Genomic DNA, 18,843 nt, shown 5'->3' on the forward strand with positions numbered 1-18,843 from the left:
TTTTCATATTCCAGTTGGGGCCTGTTTTGAACAGGCCTTTTTTATAATTTTATGAGGCAATCACCAAAGAGAGTCGGGTAAAGTGCAAATTAAATTCTAAGTATTTGTGTACAAAAGCGGCTTTATCGGTTGAACGCAATAAGTTGTCATAAACAAACTCAGGAACAGGATGATAAAGATCTCCTGAGCCATCGCTATAAAAGATTTTTAAATGACGCGATGTCGCATTGTATTTCCATGAAGTGACGACCGCTGTATTCGCCATAAATGCACCCCTTTATTTCATATCAAACGTACTCAAAAATTAACCAGTTGTTTATTTGACATTACTCAATGTTTAGGTAACGGGGAAGGGCAGAATTGTAAAAGTATCAGTAGAAAATGTGATGTGCTTATTCAAAACAAAAGAACCATCCGATAAAGGATGGTTCTTTAGGTTTTTAAAATCTAAGAGAGATTAGATTTTACCAACTAGGTCGATAGATGGAGCAAGAGTTGCTTCGCCTTCTTTCCATTTAGCTGGGCAAACTTCACCTGGGTGAGAGTGTACGTATTGAGCAGCTTTTACTTTACGAAGAAGTTCAGATGCGTCACGACCGATACCGCCAGCGTTGATTTCAACGATTTGGATTTTACCTTCTGGATCGATAACGAAAGTACCACGGTCAGCTAAACCTTCAGACTCGATTAAAACGTCAAAGTTTTTAGAAAGAGTCCAAGTTGGATCGCCGATTAATGGGTATTGGATTTTCTTGATCGCGTCTGAAGTGTCGTGCCAAGCTTTGTGAGTGAAGTGAGTGTCAGTAGAAACACCGTAGATTTCCACGCCTAATTTTTGGAATTCAGCGTAGTTATCAGCTAAGTCTTCAAGCTCAGTAGGACATACGAAAGTGAAGTCAGCAGGATAGAAGAATACAACAGACCACTTACCTTTAAGGTTAGTTTCGTTCACTTCGATGAATTGGCCGTTGTGGTAAGCAGTTGCTTGGAAAGGTTTAACTTCAGTATTAATCAAGCTCATCATTGTCTCCATGATTGAGGTTTATATTTAAACTTGTTTACGAGATGTAGAATAAATAAAAATTCTTTATTGGGGAAATAGTATTTTTACATGACTAAAATCGGAAAATTGAATAAGTATGAAATTTTCGATTTTTAAGTCCCCAAATACTGTATTCGATTTGACTGCAAAAACATGTAAATCAAATGACAGTTATAGTAAAAGAAACTTGCCTAACAACATGAAGCTTACATACTAAAAATTCAAGGGTGAAATGTAAAAAAATTAAAAATATATAAAAAACCAATTGTTTTACCTTATGGTCATTAAGGCGTAAAATAGAGGATTGTTGAATTTTCAGGAAAATTTATCTGTGCTGAATGGTTTAAATATAGATCAATGGGTGATGGCGAGAGATCGTTACCGTTTAAATCGTTTACGTAAAGATAAAAAAGCCAATACTGCAGAGATTGAAAAATTATTTAAACAGTCTAATGCAAAAGTTAGACAGCGTTTTGAACGCTTACCAAAAATCAAATTAAATCAGGATCTTCCTGTAACCCAATATGCTGACCGTTTAATAGAAGCGATTCAAAAGCATCAGGTCATTATTGTGGCTGGTGAAACAGGTTCAGGGAAAACTACTCAGCTCCCTCAAATTGCAATGTTAGCAGGGCGTGGCTTGACTGGTATGATTGGTCATACCCAGCCACGTCGTTTAGCTGCACGTAGTGTGTCGCAGCGTATTGCAGAAGAAGTCGGCGAAAAGCTCGGCGAATCGATTGGTTTTAAAATCCGTTTTAATGAACAAGGTTCGCAAGATTCGATTGTCCGGTTAATGACCGACGGTATTTTGCTTGCCGAGTTAGGCAATGACCGCTTCTTGTCTAAATATGACACCATCATTATTGATGAGGCGCACGAGCGCTCACTCAATATCGATTTTATTATGGGCTATTTAAAGCAGTTACTGCCAAAACGCCCAGATTTAAAAGTCATCGTGACTTCGGCAACTTTAGATGTAAATCGTTTTAGTAACTACTTTAATAATGCACCAATTTTTGAAGTAGAAGGGCGTAGTTATCCGGTCGAAGTGCGTTATCGTCCAATTTCAGAAATGAATATTGGTGGTAGTGATGACGACGAGTTCGACGACTTTGAAGAAAACCTGCCGCGTGCAGTCGTACAAGCTGTAGAAGAATGCTTTGCTGATGCCGAGGAAAAAGGTCATCCAGAACATGCAGATATTCTGATTTTCTCAAGCACAGAGCAAGAAATTCGAGAATTGCAGGAAACCTTACAAAAGTACGGGCCGAGACATACCGAAATTTTACCTTTGTATGCGCGTTTAGCCGTTTCTGAGCAACAAAAGATTTTTAGCCCAAGTGGAAAGGGCCGCCGTATTATTATTGCGACGAACGTTGCAGAAACTGCACTGACTGTTCCTAATATTCGCTACGTGATTGATAGCGGCTTTGCACGTATATCTCGTTATAACTACCGTTCACGCGTGCAACGCTTACCGATTGAGGCAATTTCACAAGCTGCAGCAAATCAACGTAAAGGGCGCTGTGGTCGTGTTGCTCCAGGTGTATGTATTCGTTTATATAGCGAAGAAGACTTTTTAAGTCGTCCTGAGTTTACCGAACCTGAAATTAAGCGAACTAACTTGGCATCGGTTATTCTGCAAATGCAGAGCTTAGGTTTAGGTGAGCTGGAAAACTTTGATTTCATTGAGCCGCCAGATTTCCGTCTAGTCAATGATGGTCGTAAGCTACTCATTGAGTTAGGTGCGCTGAACGAGAAGAAAAACGAACTGACCAAAGTCGGCCAAATGATGGCACGTATGCCGATTGATCCAAGACTCGCACGTATGATTGTGGGTGGGGCTCATTTTGGTGTACTCAAAGAAATTTTGGTGGTGGTGAGTGCACTTGCAGTTCAAGACCCGCGTGAACGTCCAGCAGATAAACAAATGCAAGCTGATCAAAAGCATGCACTATTCAAAGAGGCAGATTCAGATTTTCTGTTTTATTTAAAACTTTGGGATACTTTAAATCCTAAAGGTGAAGCAGGAATGTCGGAAAACAAGCGTCGTCAATTTGCTAAGCAGCATTTCTTAAGCTGGTTACGGTTACGGGAATGGAAACAGACACACCAGCAGTTAGTTGAGCTGGCCGAAGGTTTAAAACTTAGTTTTAATGAAAAGCCTGCAAATTATGAAAACTTGCACCGTGCTTTGCTGACCGGTTTATTGTCTTTTATTGCCAATAAAACTGATGAACGTAATACCTTTATGGCAGTGCGTCAGCAAAAGGCTAAAGTTTTTCCGGCCAGTACATTGCATAAAACCAATACTGCGTGGGTGATGGCTTTTGAGATGGTGGAAACCTCTCAGGTCTATTTACGTACATTAGCAAAAATTGATCCTGAATGGATTTTGCTTGCTGCACGCGACTTATTGAAATATCACTATTTCGAGCCGCATTGGTCTAAAAAAGCTGGTATTGTAAATGCTTATGCGCAAATTTCATTGTTTGGTTTAATTATTGAACCGAAGCGTTTGGTTAATTTTGAAAAAGTTGATCAACCTGCTGCACATGAGATTTTCTTACGTGATGCATTAACCACAGGAAATCTGGGGACAGTTCCACCATTTTTAAAACACAACTTGCTTAAACTTGAAGAAGTAGAGCGAGTTGAAGATAAATTACGTCGCCGCGATTTGGTGGTCGATGAAGAAACGATTTATCAGTTCTATGCATCGAAAATTCCTGAAGAAATTGCGAGTCGTCGTAGTTTTGAAGACTGGCGTGCAACTGTAGAAGCAAAAAATCCGCGTTATTTATATGTAGAAGATGATGCGCTTTGGCTCAATGACCGTCCGACCACGCAGCAATTCCCTGATCATTTACATAATGGCCAGTTACGCTTGGCAACTACTTATCGCTTTGACCCAAGTCATGATGAAGATGGCGCAACGGTCCAAATTCCGGTACAGGCATTGCCTCAGGTAGATGAAAATATTTGGTCGTGGGGGATTCCAGGCTGGCGTTTAGATCTCATTGAAGCCTTATTGAAAGCCTTACCAAAAGATAAACGTCGTAACCTCGTACCAATTCCAGATATGGCGCGTAAGCTCATGCAAGGTATTGATGCTGTACATTTGCGACAACATATCTTTAGCTATCTGGCGTTTGCTTTACGTGGTGAGCAGATTACGGAAAAAGATTTTTCATTTGAACGCATAGATCCGTATTTGGTGCCTTTTATTAAGGTGATTGATGAAAAAGGTAAATTGATCGCCAAAGGCCGTGACTTGGCTGAGTTGAAGGCTCGTTGTCGCGTAGAAACGCATCGTCCGGTGAAACAGCAAAAAGGTGAATTTAAAACTTTCCCTGAAAACTTTACCTTTGAAGCTTCACAGAAGGTGACAGGTGTTGTTGTTAAACAATATCAAGCTTTAGTGCCAACTAAAAATTTTGCCGAACTTGAGGCGAAAGATGAGTCCGGCGTGGTTATACAAACATTTAACGATCAGGCAGAGGCGATTAAACAACATCGCGAAGGTATTATTCGTCTGGTCCATATGCAACTTGGCGATTTGGTTCGTCAGTTGAAAAAGCAGATTTCGAAACCGCTTGCGTTGGCTTATTCACCTTTAGGCGATAAAGCTAAACTTGAGCAAATGCTGGTATACGCGACTTTACAAATGGCAATTACGACTTTGCCAATCAATGCTGATGAATTTAATCAACTGCTAGAACAGGTCAAAAAACAATTTTTGAGCTATGGGCAGCAAGCACTTGAGCAATTAAGTGATATTTATATTCAGTGGCAACAAATCCGTCGTCAACTTTTAGTACTTGATCCGGACGTATTTGGACGCAGTATCGATGATATTGAAGATCAGCTAGATTTAATGTCACTCGGCAATTTTGTCTATTGCCAGCCAGTTGATCTTTGGCAGGAATATCCACGTTATTTAAAAGCGCTGCTATTGCGTTTAGATCGATTGCCAAATAATCTACAGCGAGATCATGCTGCTATTGACGATGTCGATCCATGGATGGACAAGGTATTTAAGTTCAAAAATGATCCAAGAATCAAAGAATTGTATTTGATGCTGGAAGAATTACGGATTTCTTTATTTTCTCAGCCGATGAAAACCAAGATGCCTATTTCGCCAACTCGACTACAAAAGTTATGGGATCGTTTGGGAATCAGTTAAAATAGATCGGGGTCTGTTTATGTTGTTTTTAGCTGGCAACGCAATTTATAAATGAAAGATTAACAGACCCTATTCATTTTTTTAGGAGTTTTACATGGGCATTCGTATCACAGGTACTGGGCTATTTCACCCAACAGAAATCATTTCTAATGAAGAACTGGCCGACAGTTTAAATGCTTATGTGGAACAATATAACCAAGAGAATGCAGAGAAAATTGCAGCAGGCGAGCTAGAAGAATTACGTGGTTCAAGTGCTGAATTTATTGAAAAAGCTTCTGGTATTAAGCGCCGTTACGTGATTGAAAAATCGGGTATTCTTGATCCAACACGTTTACGTCCGCGTTTGTCTGAACGTTCAAATGATGAACTTTCAATTCAAGCAGAGTGGGGCGTTATTGCTGCAAAACAGGCAATGGAAAATGCAGGTGTAACTGCTGAAGATATCGATGTTGTGATTTTGGCGTGTTCAAATATGCAGCGTGCTTATCCGGCTGTGGCAATTGAAATCCAGTCGGCACTTGGTATTCAAGGTTATGCTTACGACATGAACGTGGCATGTTCAGCTGCTACTTTTGGTTTGAAACAAGCGGCAGATGCAATTCGTTCAGGTGCTCGCCGTGTTTTATTAGTGAATGTTGAGATTACATCTGGTCACCTAGACTACCGTAACCGTGATTGTCACTTCATTTTTGGTGATGTGGCGACCGCTTCTATTATTGAAGAAACCACTACTAAAACTGGTTTTGAAATTTTAGATATTCATTTATTTACTCAATTTTCAAATAACATTCGCAATAACTTTGGTTTCTTAAACCGTAGCGAAGATGCAGTGGTTGACGACAAGTTATTCCGTCAAGATGGCCGCAAAGTATTTAAAGATGTTTGTCCGTTGGTGGCAAAAATCATTAATGCGCAGTTGGAAAAAATGCAGTTAACTGCAAACGATATTAAGCGTTTCTGGTTACACCAAGCCAATGCCAACATGAATGAATTAATCTTGAAATATGTGGCTGGTAAAGATGCAGATCTAAGCCGTGCACCAATTATTCTAGATGAGTTTGCCAATACTTCTTCAGCAGGTGTAATTATTGCTTTACATCGTACAGGCCACGAAGTAGATGATGGTGAATATGGCGTGATTTCATCTTTCGGTGCTGGTTATTCAGTAGGTTCGATTGTTGTACAAAAGCATGTTGCTTAAGTTACTAGATTAATTAAAAACGCTCGTAAGAGCGTTTTTTTTATGGCACAAAAATAATAAAGCGAGCCAAAATTAGCCCGCTTTATTTGAATCAAAAATAATTAAAACTTTTTAGTGTAGTTCACAAACAAGCGATCTTCACCAAAGTCATTGCCATGTTTTACGTTGTAATCAATTCGAATATATTGCAGGGCAAAGCCTTTTAAGAAAGGCTGTTGAAACGTATAGTTTAAAATCACATTTGACTCGGTTTCGTGGTTTTTCTCGCCATTTGCTGCTTTAAAGTCATGACCATAAACATATTTCACCATCGCATTTAGGCCCGGAACGTAATCTTTAAAGTCATAGCCGTACATCACATGATAAGACTTCTCATCTTCTTTAAAGAAACCTGTAGCATTCCAGTTAATGAAATAGGTTTCTGGTAAAAAACCATCCGGTAATGGATAAGCCGACTCACCAATAATTTGCTGGTACCCCAAACCAAAGGTATGATTTTTCACTTTAAGTGTCTCTAATACCCCAATGTTTTGCGCATCGATATCAAAAGTATTGCCATCATCTTTTGCATTGAAGTATTTAAACTTAGAGGTGAGGGCAAAATTAGGTTGTTTCCAATTATGCTCAAGTCCTACATAGTGTTTATTGTAGAGGTCTTCTAAATTACCAAAGTAATATTCACCCTTGAGTGTCGGCGTAAATTGATAACGTAGGTCAATGTAGTTCAGGCCATCAGATTCTTTGGTCATTCCATTTGTAGTGAAAGAAAACTTTTTAAAGTCCTCTTCATTGCGTGGCGACACTTTTTCAACTCGACCAATTTCTGCATAAAGCTGATCTGAAAGTTGTGACTTAAGATTGGTTCCCCAATAAGAAGCAAGCAATTGTCGGCTGGCATCCACAGCTGTTACAGGTAAATCCAACCAGAGTTCACCCACACTTAAAAGGGTTTTGTCGTAGCCTAGTTTTAAAGTTGCGCCGTATTTTAAAAAGTCAGATGCTTGAGATTGTGTTTCTTTATTAAAAGGCAAAACAGTGTCCGCAACATGTTTGTCTGAACTCAAGCGCACGGCGTATTGAACAGAAGCATCGGCACCAATGGTAATGGGCTTATCTGCTATGATTAACGGAGTGTCATGCATTTTCGATTTATAAAATAGTGACGCTGCCTGAGACCAGCTACCCGTATCTTTGAGTGCATCATTGTCAAAATCGCGGTTGATATAGGCATTTTTTAAAGTAAATTTCCACTCATCTTCAGTTTGCTGATTTGGGTTTGCAGCCCAAGAACTGCTGCACATAAAAAATAAAGTGGCAAAAGCTAAAGTGTGTGGTTTAAAACGGTGTAATAATTCCATAATCCATTTCCAAAAAGATGCGCCAGTCCTCGGCGCATTTATGTTCACTGCTGGGTAAGCGTGTTTTGAGGGTTAAAAGTTGATGGCGTTTGTGCAGCAACAGAGGCTTTTAGATTGACCATAAATATTGCAAGTGCAGCAATCACACCCGGAATTGCAATCGCCAAGAAATTCATTTGGTGAGGAAGTTCAAATGAAAGTAAAGCACCTGTTAAAACTGGTCCAATAATCGCGCCAATACGGCCAATTCCCGATGCCCAGCCCATGCCAGTTGAACGAAGTGCTGTCGGATAGAACTGCGCAACAAAAGTGTAGAGTAAGATTTGTGAACCAATTGTGGCAGCACCGGCAATCGCAATCAGGCTATATAAAATAAATTGTGGACTATTAATGCCAAGCAGAATTAAAGCTGCTGATCCCACAATAAACATAATGGTAATGACAGGTTTTAAATGAAATCTGTCTGCTAAAGCACCGCCACCAATTGCACCGACCATGCCGCCAATATTAAGTGCAAAGAGGAACAACATGCTCGCACCTAACGAATAGCCCGCTTGCAGCATGAGTTTAGGCAACCAGCTTCCTAAGGCATACACCATGAGTAAGCACATAAAGAAAGCAATCCAGAACATAAACGTGCTGAAGGTACGGCCTTGTTGGAAAAGCGCACGGACAGGTGCATCTGTTGTTGTACTTTCATTTAACACCAGTTGAGTATTGGCATTGACTTGAGTTTGAGGCGCAATTTTACTCACAATACTTTTTGCTTGTTCGCTATGGTTAGATTTCACTAAAAAGGCGAGAGACTCTGGTAAAAACTTCCAAATGAGCGGGAGCAGCAACAGGGGAATACCCGCAATTAAAAACATGATTTGCCAGCCCATATCTTTTACGAGCCATGCACCGAGTAGCGCAGATGTCATGCCACCAATTGCATAGCCACTAAACATAATTGCAACTAATGTACTGCGGATTTTTTTGGGTGCGTATTCGGTCATAAGTGCCACAACGTTTGGCATGACACCGCCAATCCCAAGCCCTGCAATAAAGCGCAAAATAGCAAACTCTGTTGGTCCTTTGGCAAAGGCACCTATAAAGGTAAATCCGCTAAATAAGGTGACACAAATCAGGATGGTTTTTTTGCGTCCCAGTTTGTCTGAAAGTGTGCCGAAAATCATGGCTCCAAACATCATCCCGAATAGTGCAGCACTGGCGAGCAGGCCTGCTTCTACCGCAGTTAACGACCATTGCTGCATTAATAGAGGAAGAGCAACCCCATAAATAACTAAATCATATCCATCAAAAATAATAATAAGTAAGCACCAGATTAAAACTTTCCAATGAAAAGATGTAAAACGGGCTTTATCAATTAACTCATTAATATTAACCTTGCTTGTGTCCATTTTCTTCACCTCCAATTTGTGAAGCATCGCGTTATTTTTTAATAAACTATTTTGTTATTGGAATAGAGTCAAAAACCTAATTGATATATCTTTATGTCTTTAAGGTATTATGTTTTTATTAAACTAAAATATTGAAAAATATGGTTTATTTTAATAATTTTGGTTGTTGTTTCTGTTATGTTTTAAATAGGGTTAAATATTGTATTGTGAGAATTTTAAGGATTTTATAGATATCTTTTTATAGATTTTATTGCTGAGAATCATAGCTAGAAATATAGCTAAATTTATATTAGGAATTAAAGTGGAAATAAATAAAAATATTAAAGTCAATTATTTTAGAAACTCATATTAAAAATGAAATTTAATTTATATTAAATAAAAATTGCCAAAACAGGGATAGCGAATTATTTGCATCCTGATTTGGCGTTTGAAGCTTTATTTTAGTGGTGGGCGCTTAGATAAAAAATTAATTTGTGGCTGGCGTTGAGCGTGGTGTAAGAATGAAATGGGCGATTACACCAATACAAATACCCCAGAAAACTGAGCTTAATCCAAGAAAATGCATACCTGATGCGCTAGCTAAAAAGGTAATAAGTGCAGCATCACGTTGACCATCATTTTTCATGGCAACAGAAATATTGGTAGCAATTGCACCAAGCAAAGCTAAACCTGCCAGTGCTGCCACCAACTCTTTAGGAAGTAAACTAAATAGCATGACAATACTGCCAGCAAATAAGCCTCCTAAAATATAAAAAATTCCGTTGGCAATCCCTGCGATATAGCGTTTTTCTTTCAGTTCATGTGCATCTTTACCCATACATAAAGCAGCGGTAATTGAGGCAAGCACAATGGTAATACCACCGACACAGGCAACGGCTAACGAGGCAATACTGGTGGCCGTAATAATGGATTTGGCTGGCGTGTCATAACCGCTAAGTTTCATAATCGCCATACCCGGTAAAAATTGGCCAGTTAGACTGACTAAAATAAGAGGAACGGCGAGGTTGAGTGTTGAGTTCCAAGTCCATTCCGGGCTAATCCACTGGGGGATTGCTAAATTAAAACTCACATCAACCGGATTCATTTTGCCTAAAATGAGGCTTAATAAAACTCCAGCAGCTAACACCCAAATCATGGTGTAGCGAGGCATTAAACGTTTGGCAATTAAAAAGACAATGAGCATACTAAAGACAATCAAAGGCATGCTATCAGATGCGGTAAATAGGCTAATACCAAACTGAAAAAGAATACCTGCCATCATGCCCGCAGCAACGTCTTGCGGAATCCACTTCAATAATTTGTCGAAGTAACCTGTAATACCAATTAAGAAAATAACGATGGCAGAAGTAATATAGGCGGCTACTGCTTCATTCAATGAGATGTTTGGAAATAGGGTAACTAACAGGGCGGTACCCGGTGCGGACCACGCGGTAATCACAGGAGTTTTATATTTAATCGAAAGATAAATACCTGAAACGGCAGCGCCGATTGAAATTCCCCAAATCCATGACACCATCATATCTGTGGACACATGGGCACGCTGAGCAGCTTGGAAAAAAATAATCAGTGGGCCTGAGTAAGAAATTAAAACTGCAAGAAAGCCCGCAACTGTTGCTGATATGGACCAGTCATTTTTTAATGTCTTGAACAGGGTTGCCATGTCTGATTGCCTCCATGCAAATCATGTTATTTATCCAAATATATAAAAAGATCAGGGTTAACCCTGATCTCCACCTCCGACCGGAATGATCGACCCTGTTATATACGATGCTTCGTCTGATGCAAGAAATAAAATTGCATTGACTTGTTCTTGAATTGTGCCATAACGGCCCATAAATGTTCGATCTTTTGTTTGATCAACTACTTGTTGCATCCAGTCTTTTTCATTTTGACTTAACGGATTGGTGTTACGTGGTACTTTGCGAGGTGGCGCTTCGGTTCCACCAGTCGCAACAGCATTGACTCGAATCCCGTCTTTAGCATGTTCAAAAGCAAGCGATGCTGTTAGGGCATTTACCCCGCCTTTAGATGCGGAGTATGGAATACGGTTAATGCCACGGGTGGCAATGGAAGATACATTTACAATCACACCCGATTGTTGCTTAATCATGGCGGGTAGCACAGCGCGGCAGCACCATAAAGTTGGAAACAATGAGCGATTCACTTCCTTGATGATTTCTTCTTCGGAAAACTCTTCAAAAGGTTTCATCCAGATCGCGCCACCTACATTATTAATCAGGACATCGACCCGACCATAGTGTTCAATAGCTTTTGCAACAACAGCTTGCGCGCTTGCATAGGTTTCTAGGTCAGCATTAATCGTGACAGCTTCACCACCTGCACGCTGAATTTCTGTGAGAACCTCTTCAACATATTCAGAGCGGTCAGCCATGATGACTTGTCCGCCCTCAGCCGCGACTTGTAATGCCACGCCGCGACCAATACCTTGGGCACTACCCGTAACAATTACGACTTTATCAGTAAATCTTTGACGGTTTGACATAGATAATTTCTCCACCTTAAGTTAGTTTGCAGAGAATTTTTCAAACAAGAAGTTTGCTGGTTTGATATTTTCAGTTTCTAACCAACCACGTACAGCCTCTACCATCGGTACTGGGCCACATAGATAAACATCGACGTCGCCACCGTTTAACCATTCACTTTCAATATGACCCGTTACATAGCCTTTGCGTTCATGGTTACTCTCAGGGCTTGCAACTACAGTGCGGTATTCAAACCATGGGAATTTCGCCTGCAACTCATTGAGTTTTTCTAAAGCAACCAAATCAAAGTCATTGGTGACACCAAAAACCAAGCGAACAGGCTGTTCGGAGCCTTTTTCTTCAAGCACTTGTAACATCGACATAAATGGGGCAATGCCAGTACCGCCTGCCAGCATCAACACTGGACGCGTTACATTACGTAAGTAGAAGCTACCGAATGGTCCGGTAAATGTCATTTTGTCGCCAGTTTTGGCATTCTTGCTTAAGAATTCACTCATTTTGCCATTTGGTACGTTGCGGACCACAAAACCAGTTAAACGATTACCCGGTTTTGAGCTAAATGAATATGAACGGGTTTCGCCAGTTTCAGGAATTGCCACATTCACATACTGACCTGCAAGGAAATGAATATCCGGTTGGCCTTCATCAAGTTGAATATCAAATGTGATGGTTGAGTCTGATAATTTTTCAACGCGGGCTAATGTACCTTGAAAGCTATGAATTTCTGTTTTGCAAACATCTGACGACGCTTGAATCTGAAATACGGCGTCTGAAGTTGGTCGACATTGGCAAGCAAGAATATAGCCTTGCTCAGCTTCTTCAGGGGTTAATGCATCTTCAATATAGCTTTCTTCTGGCATGTCATAATGACCTGACTCGCAAAATGCGCGGCAAGTTCCACATGCACCATCACGGCAATCCAAAGGAATATTAATTTTTTGGCGATAGGCTGCGTCAGATAGGGTTTCGCCTTGAGCTACGCTAATGAAACGTGTAACACCATCTTCAAATTGAAGTGCAACATTGTGGTTTGACATGGCATGTATCCTACAAAATATTTGAAACTTTTACCCTCAGCCAACAGTCCGTTTAGCTGAGGGGTATGTCTTAAAGGTGGTAGATATCAATGACTTGATTGATATAGTCATTTTTCAAAACGACATACTTGCTCAAGATTTTTGGTTGATCACCTGAAAAATCGATCACATAACGTGACATACCGAAATAGCTGTAATTTGTCTTATAACGGAAACTTAAGGTATTCCAGTTAAAGCGAACAGTGACTTTGTCGCCGTCGCGATCGAGAACTTCAACGTTGGCAATATTGTGGCTTGTGCGTGTGTCCGGCATGGTTGCAGATGAGCGTTCGGTTTTAATACGGAACACTCGATCTTCTAAACCTTGACGGTCTGGATAATAAATAAGTGAAATTTCAGATTGTGGATCTTCAGTTAATCTATCGTCGTCATCCCAAGCTGGCATCCAGAAAGAAGCTTCTGGCGCATAGCATTCAAGCCAGTCATCCCATTGTTCATCATCTAAAAAGCGAGCTTCGCGATAAAGAAACTGAGCAATATTTTCTAAAGTTGCTTTGTCTTGAGTGCTCATGCTGTTTCTCCCTGATCAGCAATTTCTTTCTCTGATGCAATCGCGTGTTTCATGGTCTTTAACCAATATTGATGCTGGGCCAGATACAGGCCTTCATCTTCAGTTTTGATACCACTTAACATGGGTTTTAAACCGATTTCGTTTGCTGCATCGTCTGGTCCATAAATCCAGTGTTTTGAACCACGGCACATGTCATTCCATTCAAGTGCAATACCTGCGTAGCCTGCCTGACAAGCACGGAACTCTTCTAAATCGTCTGGCGTTGCCATGCCTGAGGCATTGAAGAAATCTTCATATTGACGGATACGGCGTGCACGAGCTTCAGGTGCTTCACCTTTAGGCGCGATACAGTAAATGGTGACTTCGGTTTTATTGACCGAAAGTGGACGAAGTACACGAATTTGTGAACCGAATTGATCCATCAAATAAACATTTGGGTACAGACAAAGATTACGTGAACGCTCAATCATCCATTTCGACATCGCTTCACCGTATTTTTCGGTGTATTCGTCTGCTTTTGGGAAGTTAGGACGGTCTTCTGGGTTTGCCCATTGTGTCCACAGCAACATGTGACCATTTTCAAAGCCATACGAGCCACCGCCTTGTTTACCCCAAGAACCTGCACTCATCGCGCGGATGTTATCGGCAGCTTGAGTTTCTTTACGGTGTTGAGTTGTTGCTGCGTAATTCCAGTGAACAGCAGAAACGTGATAACCATCGGCGCCATTTTCAGCAGTTAGTTTCCAGTTGCCTTCGTAGGTATAGGTAGATGAACCACGTAAAACTTCCAAACCATGTTCAGACTGGTCAACAATCATATCGATGATTTTGGTGGTTTCACCCAAAAATTCTTCAAGCGAAGGAACATCGGGATTTAAGCTACCAAATAAGAAGCCTTTGTAGCTCTCAAAACGAGCTACCTTTTTAAGGTCATGTGAACCGTCTTGGTTAAAGCAGTCAGAGTAACCTGCGTCAGTTGGGTCTTTTACTTTGAGCAATTTACCTGAGTTATTAAAAGTCCAGCCGTGGAAAGGGCAAGTATACGTTGCTTTGTTACCACGCTTGTAACGGCAAAGTTGTGCTCCGCGGTGTGAACATGCATTGATCATGGCATTAAGTTCACCGTTACGGTTACGGGCAATGATAATCGGCTGACGACCAATATAAGTCGTGTAGTAGTCATTATTATTTGGAATTTGGCTTTCGTGTGCCAAGTAAACCCAGTTACCTTCGAAGATGTATTTCATTTCGAGGTCAAATAAGGCTTCATCAGTAAAAACTGAGCGGTGAAGTTTAAATTCACCTGTATCGATATTGTCTACAAGTAATTCATCAATACGGTCAAGATGGCTGGTATTGATTACAGGAATACGTGGCATGTCCGTTCTCCGACTTTCCAAAGGGTGGAAGTCATCAAGACCTTCGCTACGATTTAAAAGGTCTTGATATCCTAATATGTCAATGAAGCGCATAAACGCGTCGGGTGTTTAACCGCGAATGGATAAAGATAGATCGAATGTTGGCCAGTATGATTTCAATCGGTGCTATACAAGTGATCTATAACTTCATCGGGTTATTTCTTGTATATACCTTAAAAGAATGGTTAAACTGTGTCTAAGACTGAATTTGCATTTTAATATATCTTAAAGGTATGGAAACCTGATGGAACTAAGACATTTACGGTATTTTGTGGCTGTTGTAGAAGAACAGAGCTTCACCAAGGCAGCCGAAAAACTATTTATTGCTCAACCGCCTTTGAGTCGGCAAATCCAAAATTTGGAAAGTGAGCTTGGAATTCAACTCTTTGAGCGAGGAAGCCGCCCTTTACAGACCACGCCAGCAGGGCATTTCTTTTATCAGCACGCTGTTAAACTTTTGTCGAATGCTGAAGAAATAAAAAGTATGACCAAGCGTATTGGTCTCATCGAAAGAAGCATGACCATTGGTTTTGTCGGGTCTTTACTTTATGGGTTGCTGCCTCGAATCATTTATTTATTTCGTCAGCAGCAGCCTCATCTGAATATTCAGCTCATAGAATTAAGTACAACTGAACAGTTACAGGCCTTAAAAGAAGGCCGTATTGATGTCGGGTTTGGGCGTTTAAGAATTAGTGATCCCGCCGTGAGGCGAATTCTTTTACGTAAAGAGCGTTTGGTCGTTGCCGCGCATACCAGTCATCCAATTGCACAGCGCACAGAAGGGGTATATCTGGCCGATTTGATTGATGAAAAGATGTTTATGTATCCCACTTCACCGAAACCGAACTTCTCAACCCAGCTTTTGAATATTTTTGCCGAACATAGTTTGGTTCCCAAAAATATGCATGAGATACGAGAAATTCAATTGGCTTTGGGCTTAGTGGCAGCGGGAGAAGGAATCTGCATTATTCCAGCAAGTGCCGATACCATTCGATTTCCACACTTAAACTATATTCCGATTTTAGATAACGGCGCGGTCAGCCCAATTTTTATTACTGCACGGGCAATGGACAGAAGTGAAGACTTACAATCATTGTTCGACTGTATTTATCAGGTTTATGATTTAGAAGGGATACCTTATCAACGAACTGTTTTTACACTTGATCAGAACCCGATAGATGATTCAAATGGTATCGACTCTTAAATAAGGGAGGTGCATAGCCTCAAGGTTGAAGCTATGCAGTTTTATATCTTATTGCACTTTCGCTGGGAAACCATCTTCTTCAAGTGCTTCGGTAATTTTATCGACGCTTTCACTGCTTTCAACAGTCACGATTTTGGTCGCTAAGTCTACATCTACTTTTGCATTTGGATCGACATCTTGAATCGTTGCAGTCACACCACGTGCGCAGCCACCACAAGTCATATTTTCAATAAGTAGTTTCATATTCATACTCCATCAAGAATGAGATGTTTGTTTGGATAACACTAAGTCTAAACCTTGTCATGATTGTAAGGTCAAGACCAAATTTTTAAAAAAATATGCTTGACCTTCCCATGATGGGAATCTGTATGCTCAATACAGAATATTAAATTTTGCAGATTTGCAGAGGTGTTTGATGGACTCAAAAACCACAAAATTGCCAGCATATAGTGAAACACTCTCAATTGAGGGCATGACTTGTGCCTCCTGTGTAGGACGTGTCGAAAAAGCACTTAAGAAAGTTGAAAATGTAGAGATTGCCAACGTTAATTTGGCAACAGAAAAAGCCGTTGTTTATTCAAATCAACCGATTCAGCGCGAAGCACTGGTTAAAGCAGTTGAACGTGCGGGTTATGATGTTCCAAAAGCTGCACCAGTGGAGTTGTCTATTGAGGGCATGACCTGTGCATCTTGTGTTGCACGTGTTGAAAAAGCCCTCAAAAAAGTAGACGGTGTTCAAGAGGCAACTGTCAACTTAGCAACAGAGCAGGCTTGGGTACAAGCAGATGCATCAGTCAATGTTGAAGACTTAATTCGTGCCGTTAAAAAAGCAGGTTATGACGCGAAAGCAGCTGAAAAAAAACAAGATGAGCAACTCGATAAAAAAGCTTCAGAGTTAGATCAGCTTAAAAAAGATTTGATCATTTCGATTGTGTTGGCCTTACCTGTGTTTATTTTGGAAATGGGTTCACATCTAATCCCAGCTTTTCACATGTGGGTCATGCACACCATTGGTCAATACAATAGCTGGCTTTTACAGTTTGTTTTGACCACATTAGTACTCGTTTTTCCTGGACGCCGTTTTTACCAAAAAGGGATTCCAGCCTTATGGCGTTTAGCACCAGATATGAACTCGCTAGTGGCTGTTGGAACTTTAGCTGCCTACAGTTTCTCAGTCGTGGCAACCTTTATGCCGCAGGTTTTACCACAAGGTACGGTCAATGTTTACTTTGAAGCGGCTGCTGTAATTGTCAGTTTAATTTTACTCGGGCGATATTTTGAAGCAAAAGCTAAAGGACGTACTTCGCAAGCGATTCAACATTTAGTTGGAATGCAGCCCAAAACAGCTCGTATTCAGCGTGACGGTCAAGTGGTGGAAGTTGCTGTTGTCGAAGTGGTCAGTGGAACTATTGTAGAAATTCGTCCGGGTGAACGTGTGTCAGTCGATGGTGAAGTAGTTGAAGGGCACAGCTATATTGATGAATCTATGATTACGGGTGAGCCTGTTCCTGTTGAAAAAATAATAGGGCAACAAGTAGTTGGGGGTACAGTCAATCAAAACGGTACTCTAAACATTCGGGCAACCGCCGTTGGTTCTTCGTCTGTACTTTCACAAATTATTCGCATGGTTGAGCAAGCCCAAGGTTCTAAACTTCCGATTCAGGGCTTAGTCGATAAAGTCACTATGTGGTTTGTGCCTGTAGTCATGCTAATTGCTGCAATTACTTTCTTGGTTTGGTTTATTTTTGGGCCAGAGCCTGCGCTAACTTTTGGCTTGGTGAATGCTGTTGCGGTACTGATTATTGCTTGTCCTTGTGCGATGGGGCTTGCAACACCAACTTCTATTATGGTCGGTACTGGACGTGGTGCTGAGCTAGGTGTCTTGTTCCGTAAAGGTGAAGCTTTGCAGCTTTTACAAGAAGCGCAAGTCGTTGCCGTTGATAAAACGGGTACACTCACCGAAGGTAAACCGACACTGACAGACTTTAATGTGCAATCTGGCTTTGAACGTAACCAAGTGCTGACTTTAGTTGCCTCAGTCGAAGCCAAGTCTGAACATCCAATTGCTTTAGCTATTGTGCAAGCAGCAGAAAGTGAAGGCATAAACTTATTACCAGTAACAGCATTTAACTCGATTACAGGTTCAGGTATTGAAGCGGAAGTTTCAGGTCAAAAAGTACAAATTGGCGCAGACCGTTATATGCACCAACTTGGTTTAGACACCAGCTCATTCCAAGCGATTGCTGCTCAGTTAGGTGAAGAAGGCAAAACACCACTCTATGTTGCCATTGACCAGCAACTTGCAGCAATTATTGCCGTGGCAGACCCAATTAAAGAAACAACCTATGCTGCGATTGAGGCCTTACATAAATTAGGTCTCAAAGTGGCCATGATTACAGGAGACAACCGTCATACGGCGCAAGCAATTGCCAAAAAGCTGAACATTGATGAAGTCGTGGCCGAGGTTTTACCCGAAGGCAAAGTGGATACAGTTCGCCAACTGCAAGAACAGTATGGTCGTTTGGCTTTTGTTGGTGATGGTATTAACGATGCACCAGCCTTGGCGCAAGCAGATGTCGGTTTAGCCATTGGTACAGGAACTGATGTTGCGATTGAAGCTGCCGATGTGGTGTTGATGTCAGGTAGTTTAAAAGGCGTACCGAATGCAATTGCACTAAGTAAAGCCACCATGCGAAATATACGTCAAAACCTGTTCTGGGCATTTGTATATAACGTAGCCCTAATTCCAATTGCAGCAGGTGCGCTATATCCAGCATTTGGTGTATTACTTTCACCTATGTTTGCAGCAGGTGCGATGGCACTTTCTTCGGTCTTTGTTTTAGGCAATGCATTACGCTTAAAACGCTTTCATGCGCCAGTAGAGTAAGCGTGCTGAAAATCAACTTTTGGTTTAAG

At 40.9% G+C, this 18,843-nt stretch carries 14 protein-coding genes; 4 read left to right on the forward strand and 10 right to left on the reverse strand.

Features of this window, described 5'->3' with window-relative positions:
- Positions 1-49: 49 nt before the first annotated feature.
- Entirely contained in the window at positions 50-265 is a 216-nt protein-coding gene (locus tag GO593_RS13050; RefSeq protein WP_000024050.1) for a KTSC domain-containing protein, read from the reverse strand.
- Between the two features lie 192 nt (positions 266-457).
- On the reverse strand, positions 458-1,021 hold the full coding sequence (gene ahpC / locus GO593_RS13055) for an alkyl hydroperoxide reductase subunit C (protein WP_000052794.1): 564 nt from the start codon (positions 1,019-1,021) through the stop codon (positions 458-460).
- 352 nt (positions 1,022-1,373) lie between these two features.
- On the opposite strand from ahpC, the gene hrpA reads away from it, so the two are divergent.
- Entirely contained in the window at positions 1,374-5,231 is a 3,858-nt protein-coding gene (gene hrpA / locus GO593_RS13060; RefSeq protein ID WP_000931808.1) for an ATP-dependent RNA helicase HrpA, read from the forward strand.
- Positions 5,232-5,325: 94 nt separating this feature from the next.
- Positions 5,326-6,432, forward strand: coding sequence for a beta-ketoacyl-ACP synthase III (locus GO593_RS13065; protein WP_000512836.1), 1,107 nt, complete (start codon positions 5,326-5,328; stop codon positions 6,430-6,432).
- A gap of 101 nt (positions 6,433-6,533) precedes the next feature.
- Here the strand turns inward: GO593_RS13065 and GO593_RS13070 are convergent, their stop codons facing one another.
- The 7 genes from GO593_RS13070 to benA all read right to left on the reverse strand — a co-directional run bounded on the left by GO593_RS13070 (position 6,534) and on the right by benA (position 14,684).
- Positions 6,534-7,790, reverse strand: a complete 1,257-nt coding sequence (locus GO593_RS13070) for an OprD family outer membrane porin (protein ID WP_000421431.1) — start codon at positions 7,788-7,790, stop codon at positions 6,534-6,536.
- A gap of 44 nt (positions 7,791-7,834) precedes the next feature.
- Positions 7,835-9,193 (reverse strand): aromatic acid/H+ symport family MFS transporter, encoded by a 1,359-nt coding sequence (locus GO593_RS13075; protein WP_000381293.1) that lies wholly within the window; start codon positions 9,191-9,193, stop codon positions 7,835-7,837.
- A 466-nt stretch (positions 9,194-9,659) separates the two neighbouring features.
- Positions 9,660-10,853, reverse strand: a complete 1,194-nt coding sequence (gene benE, locus GO593_RS13080) for a benzoate/H(+) symporter BenE (protein ID WP_000212311.1) — start codon at positions 10,851-10,853, stop codon at positions 9,660-9,662.
- A gap of 57 nt (positions 10,854-10,910) precedes the next feature.
- The gene (locus GO593_RS13085; protein WP_000071232.1) at positions 10,911-11,696 is read right to left on the reverse strand and encodes a 1,6-dihydroxycyclohexa-2,4-diene-1-carboxylate dehydrogenase; all 786 of its coding nucleotides are present in this window, start codon (positions 11,694-11,696) and stop codon (positions 10,911-10,913) included.
- Between the two features lie 21 nt (positions 11,697-11,717).
- Positions 11,718-12,734, reverse strand: coding sequence for a benzoate 1,2-dioxygenase electron transfer component BenC (benC, locus tag GO593_RS13090; RefSeq protein ID WP_000064950.1), 1,017 nt, complete (start codon positions 12,732-12,734; stop codon positions 11,718-11,720).
- Between the two features lie 70 nt (positions 12,735-12,804).
- Positions 12,805-13,305, reverse strand: a complete 501-nt coding sequence (benB, locus tag GO593_RS13095) for a benzoate 1,2-dioxygenase small subunit (protein WP_000107002.1) — start codon at positions 13,303-13,305, stop codon at positions 12,805-12,807.
- Entirely contained in the window at positions 13,302-14,684 is a 1,383-nt protein-coding gene (benA, locus tag GO593_RS13100; protein ID WP_001137396.1) for a benzoate 1,2-dioxygenase large subunit, read from the reverse strand. The genes benB and benA overlap by 4 nt, the downstream gene beginning before the upstream one ends.
- 283 nt (positions 14,685-14,967) lie before the next feature.
- Between benA and GO593_RS13105 the strand changes: the two genes are divergently transcribed.
- The gene (locus GO593_RS13105; protein WP_000423276.1) at positions 14,968-15,927 is read left to right on the forward strand and encodes a LysR family transcriptional regulator; all 960 of its coding nucleotides are present in this window, start codon (positions 14,968-14,970) and stop codon (positions 15,925-15,927) included.
- Between the two features lie 48 nt (positions 15,928-15,975).
- Here the strand turns inward: GO593_RS13105 and GO593_RS13110 are convergent, their stop codons facing one another.
- Positions 15,976-16,176 (reverse strand): heavy-metal-associated domain-containing protein, encoded by a 201-nt coding sequence (locus GO593_RS13110; protein WP_001985155.1) that lies wholly within the window; start codon positions 16,174-16,176, stop codon positions 15,976-15,978.
- Between the two features lie 166 nt (positions 16,177-16,342).
- Here GO593_RS13110 and GO593_RS13115 point away from each other — a divergent pair, with 166 nt between their 5' ends.
- Positions 16,343-18,814 (forward strand): heavy metal translocating P-type ATPase, encoded by a 2,472-nt coding sequence (locus GO593_RS13115; RefSeq protein WP_000377593.1) that lies wholly within the window; start codon positions 16,343-16,345, stop codon positions 18,812-18,814.
- Positions 18,815-18,843 lie beyond the last annotated feature (29 nt).

Origin of the sequence: Acinetobacter baumannii (assembly GCF_009759685.1) — a bacterium.
GTDB lineage: Bacteria > Pseudomonadota > Gammaproteobacteria > Pseudomonadales > Moraxellaceae > Acinetobacter > Acinetobacter baumannii.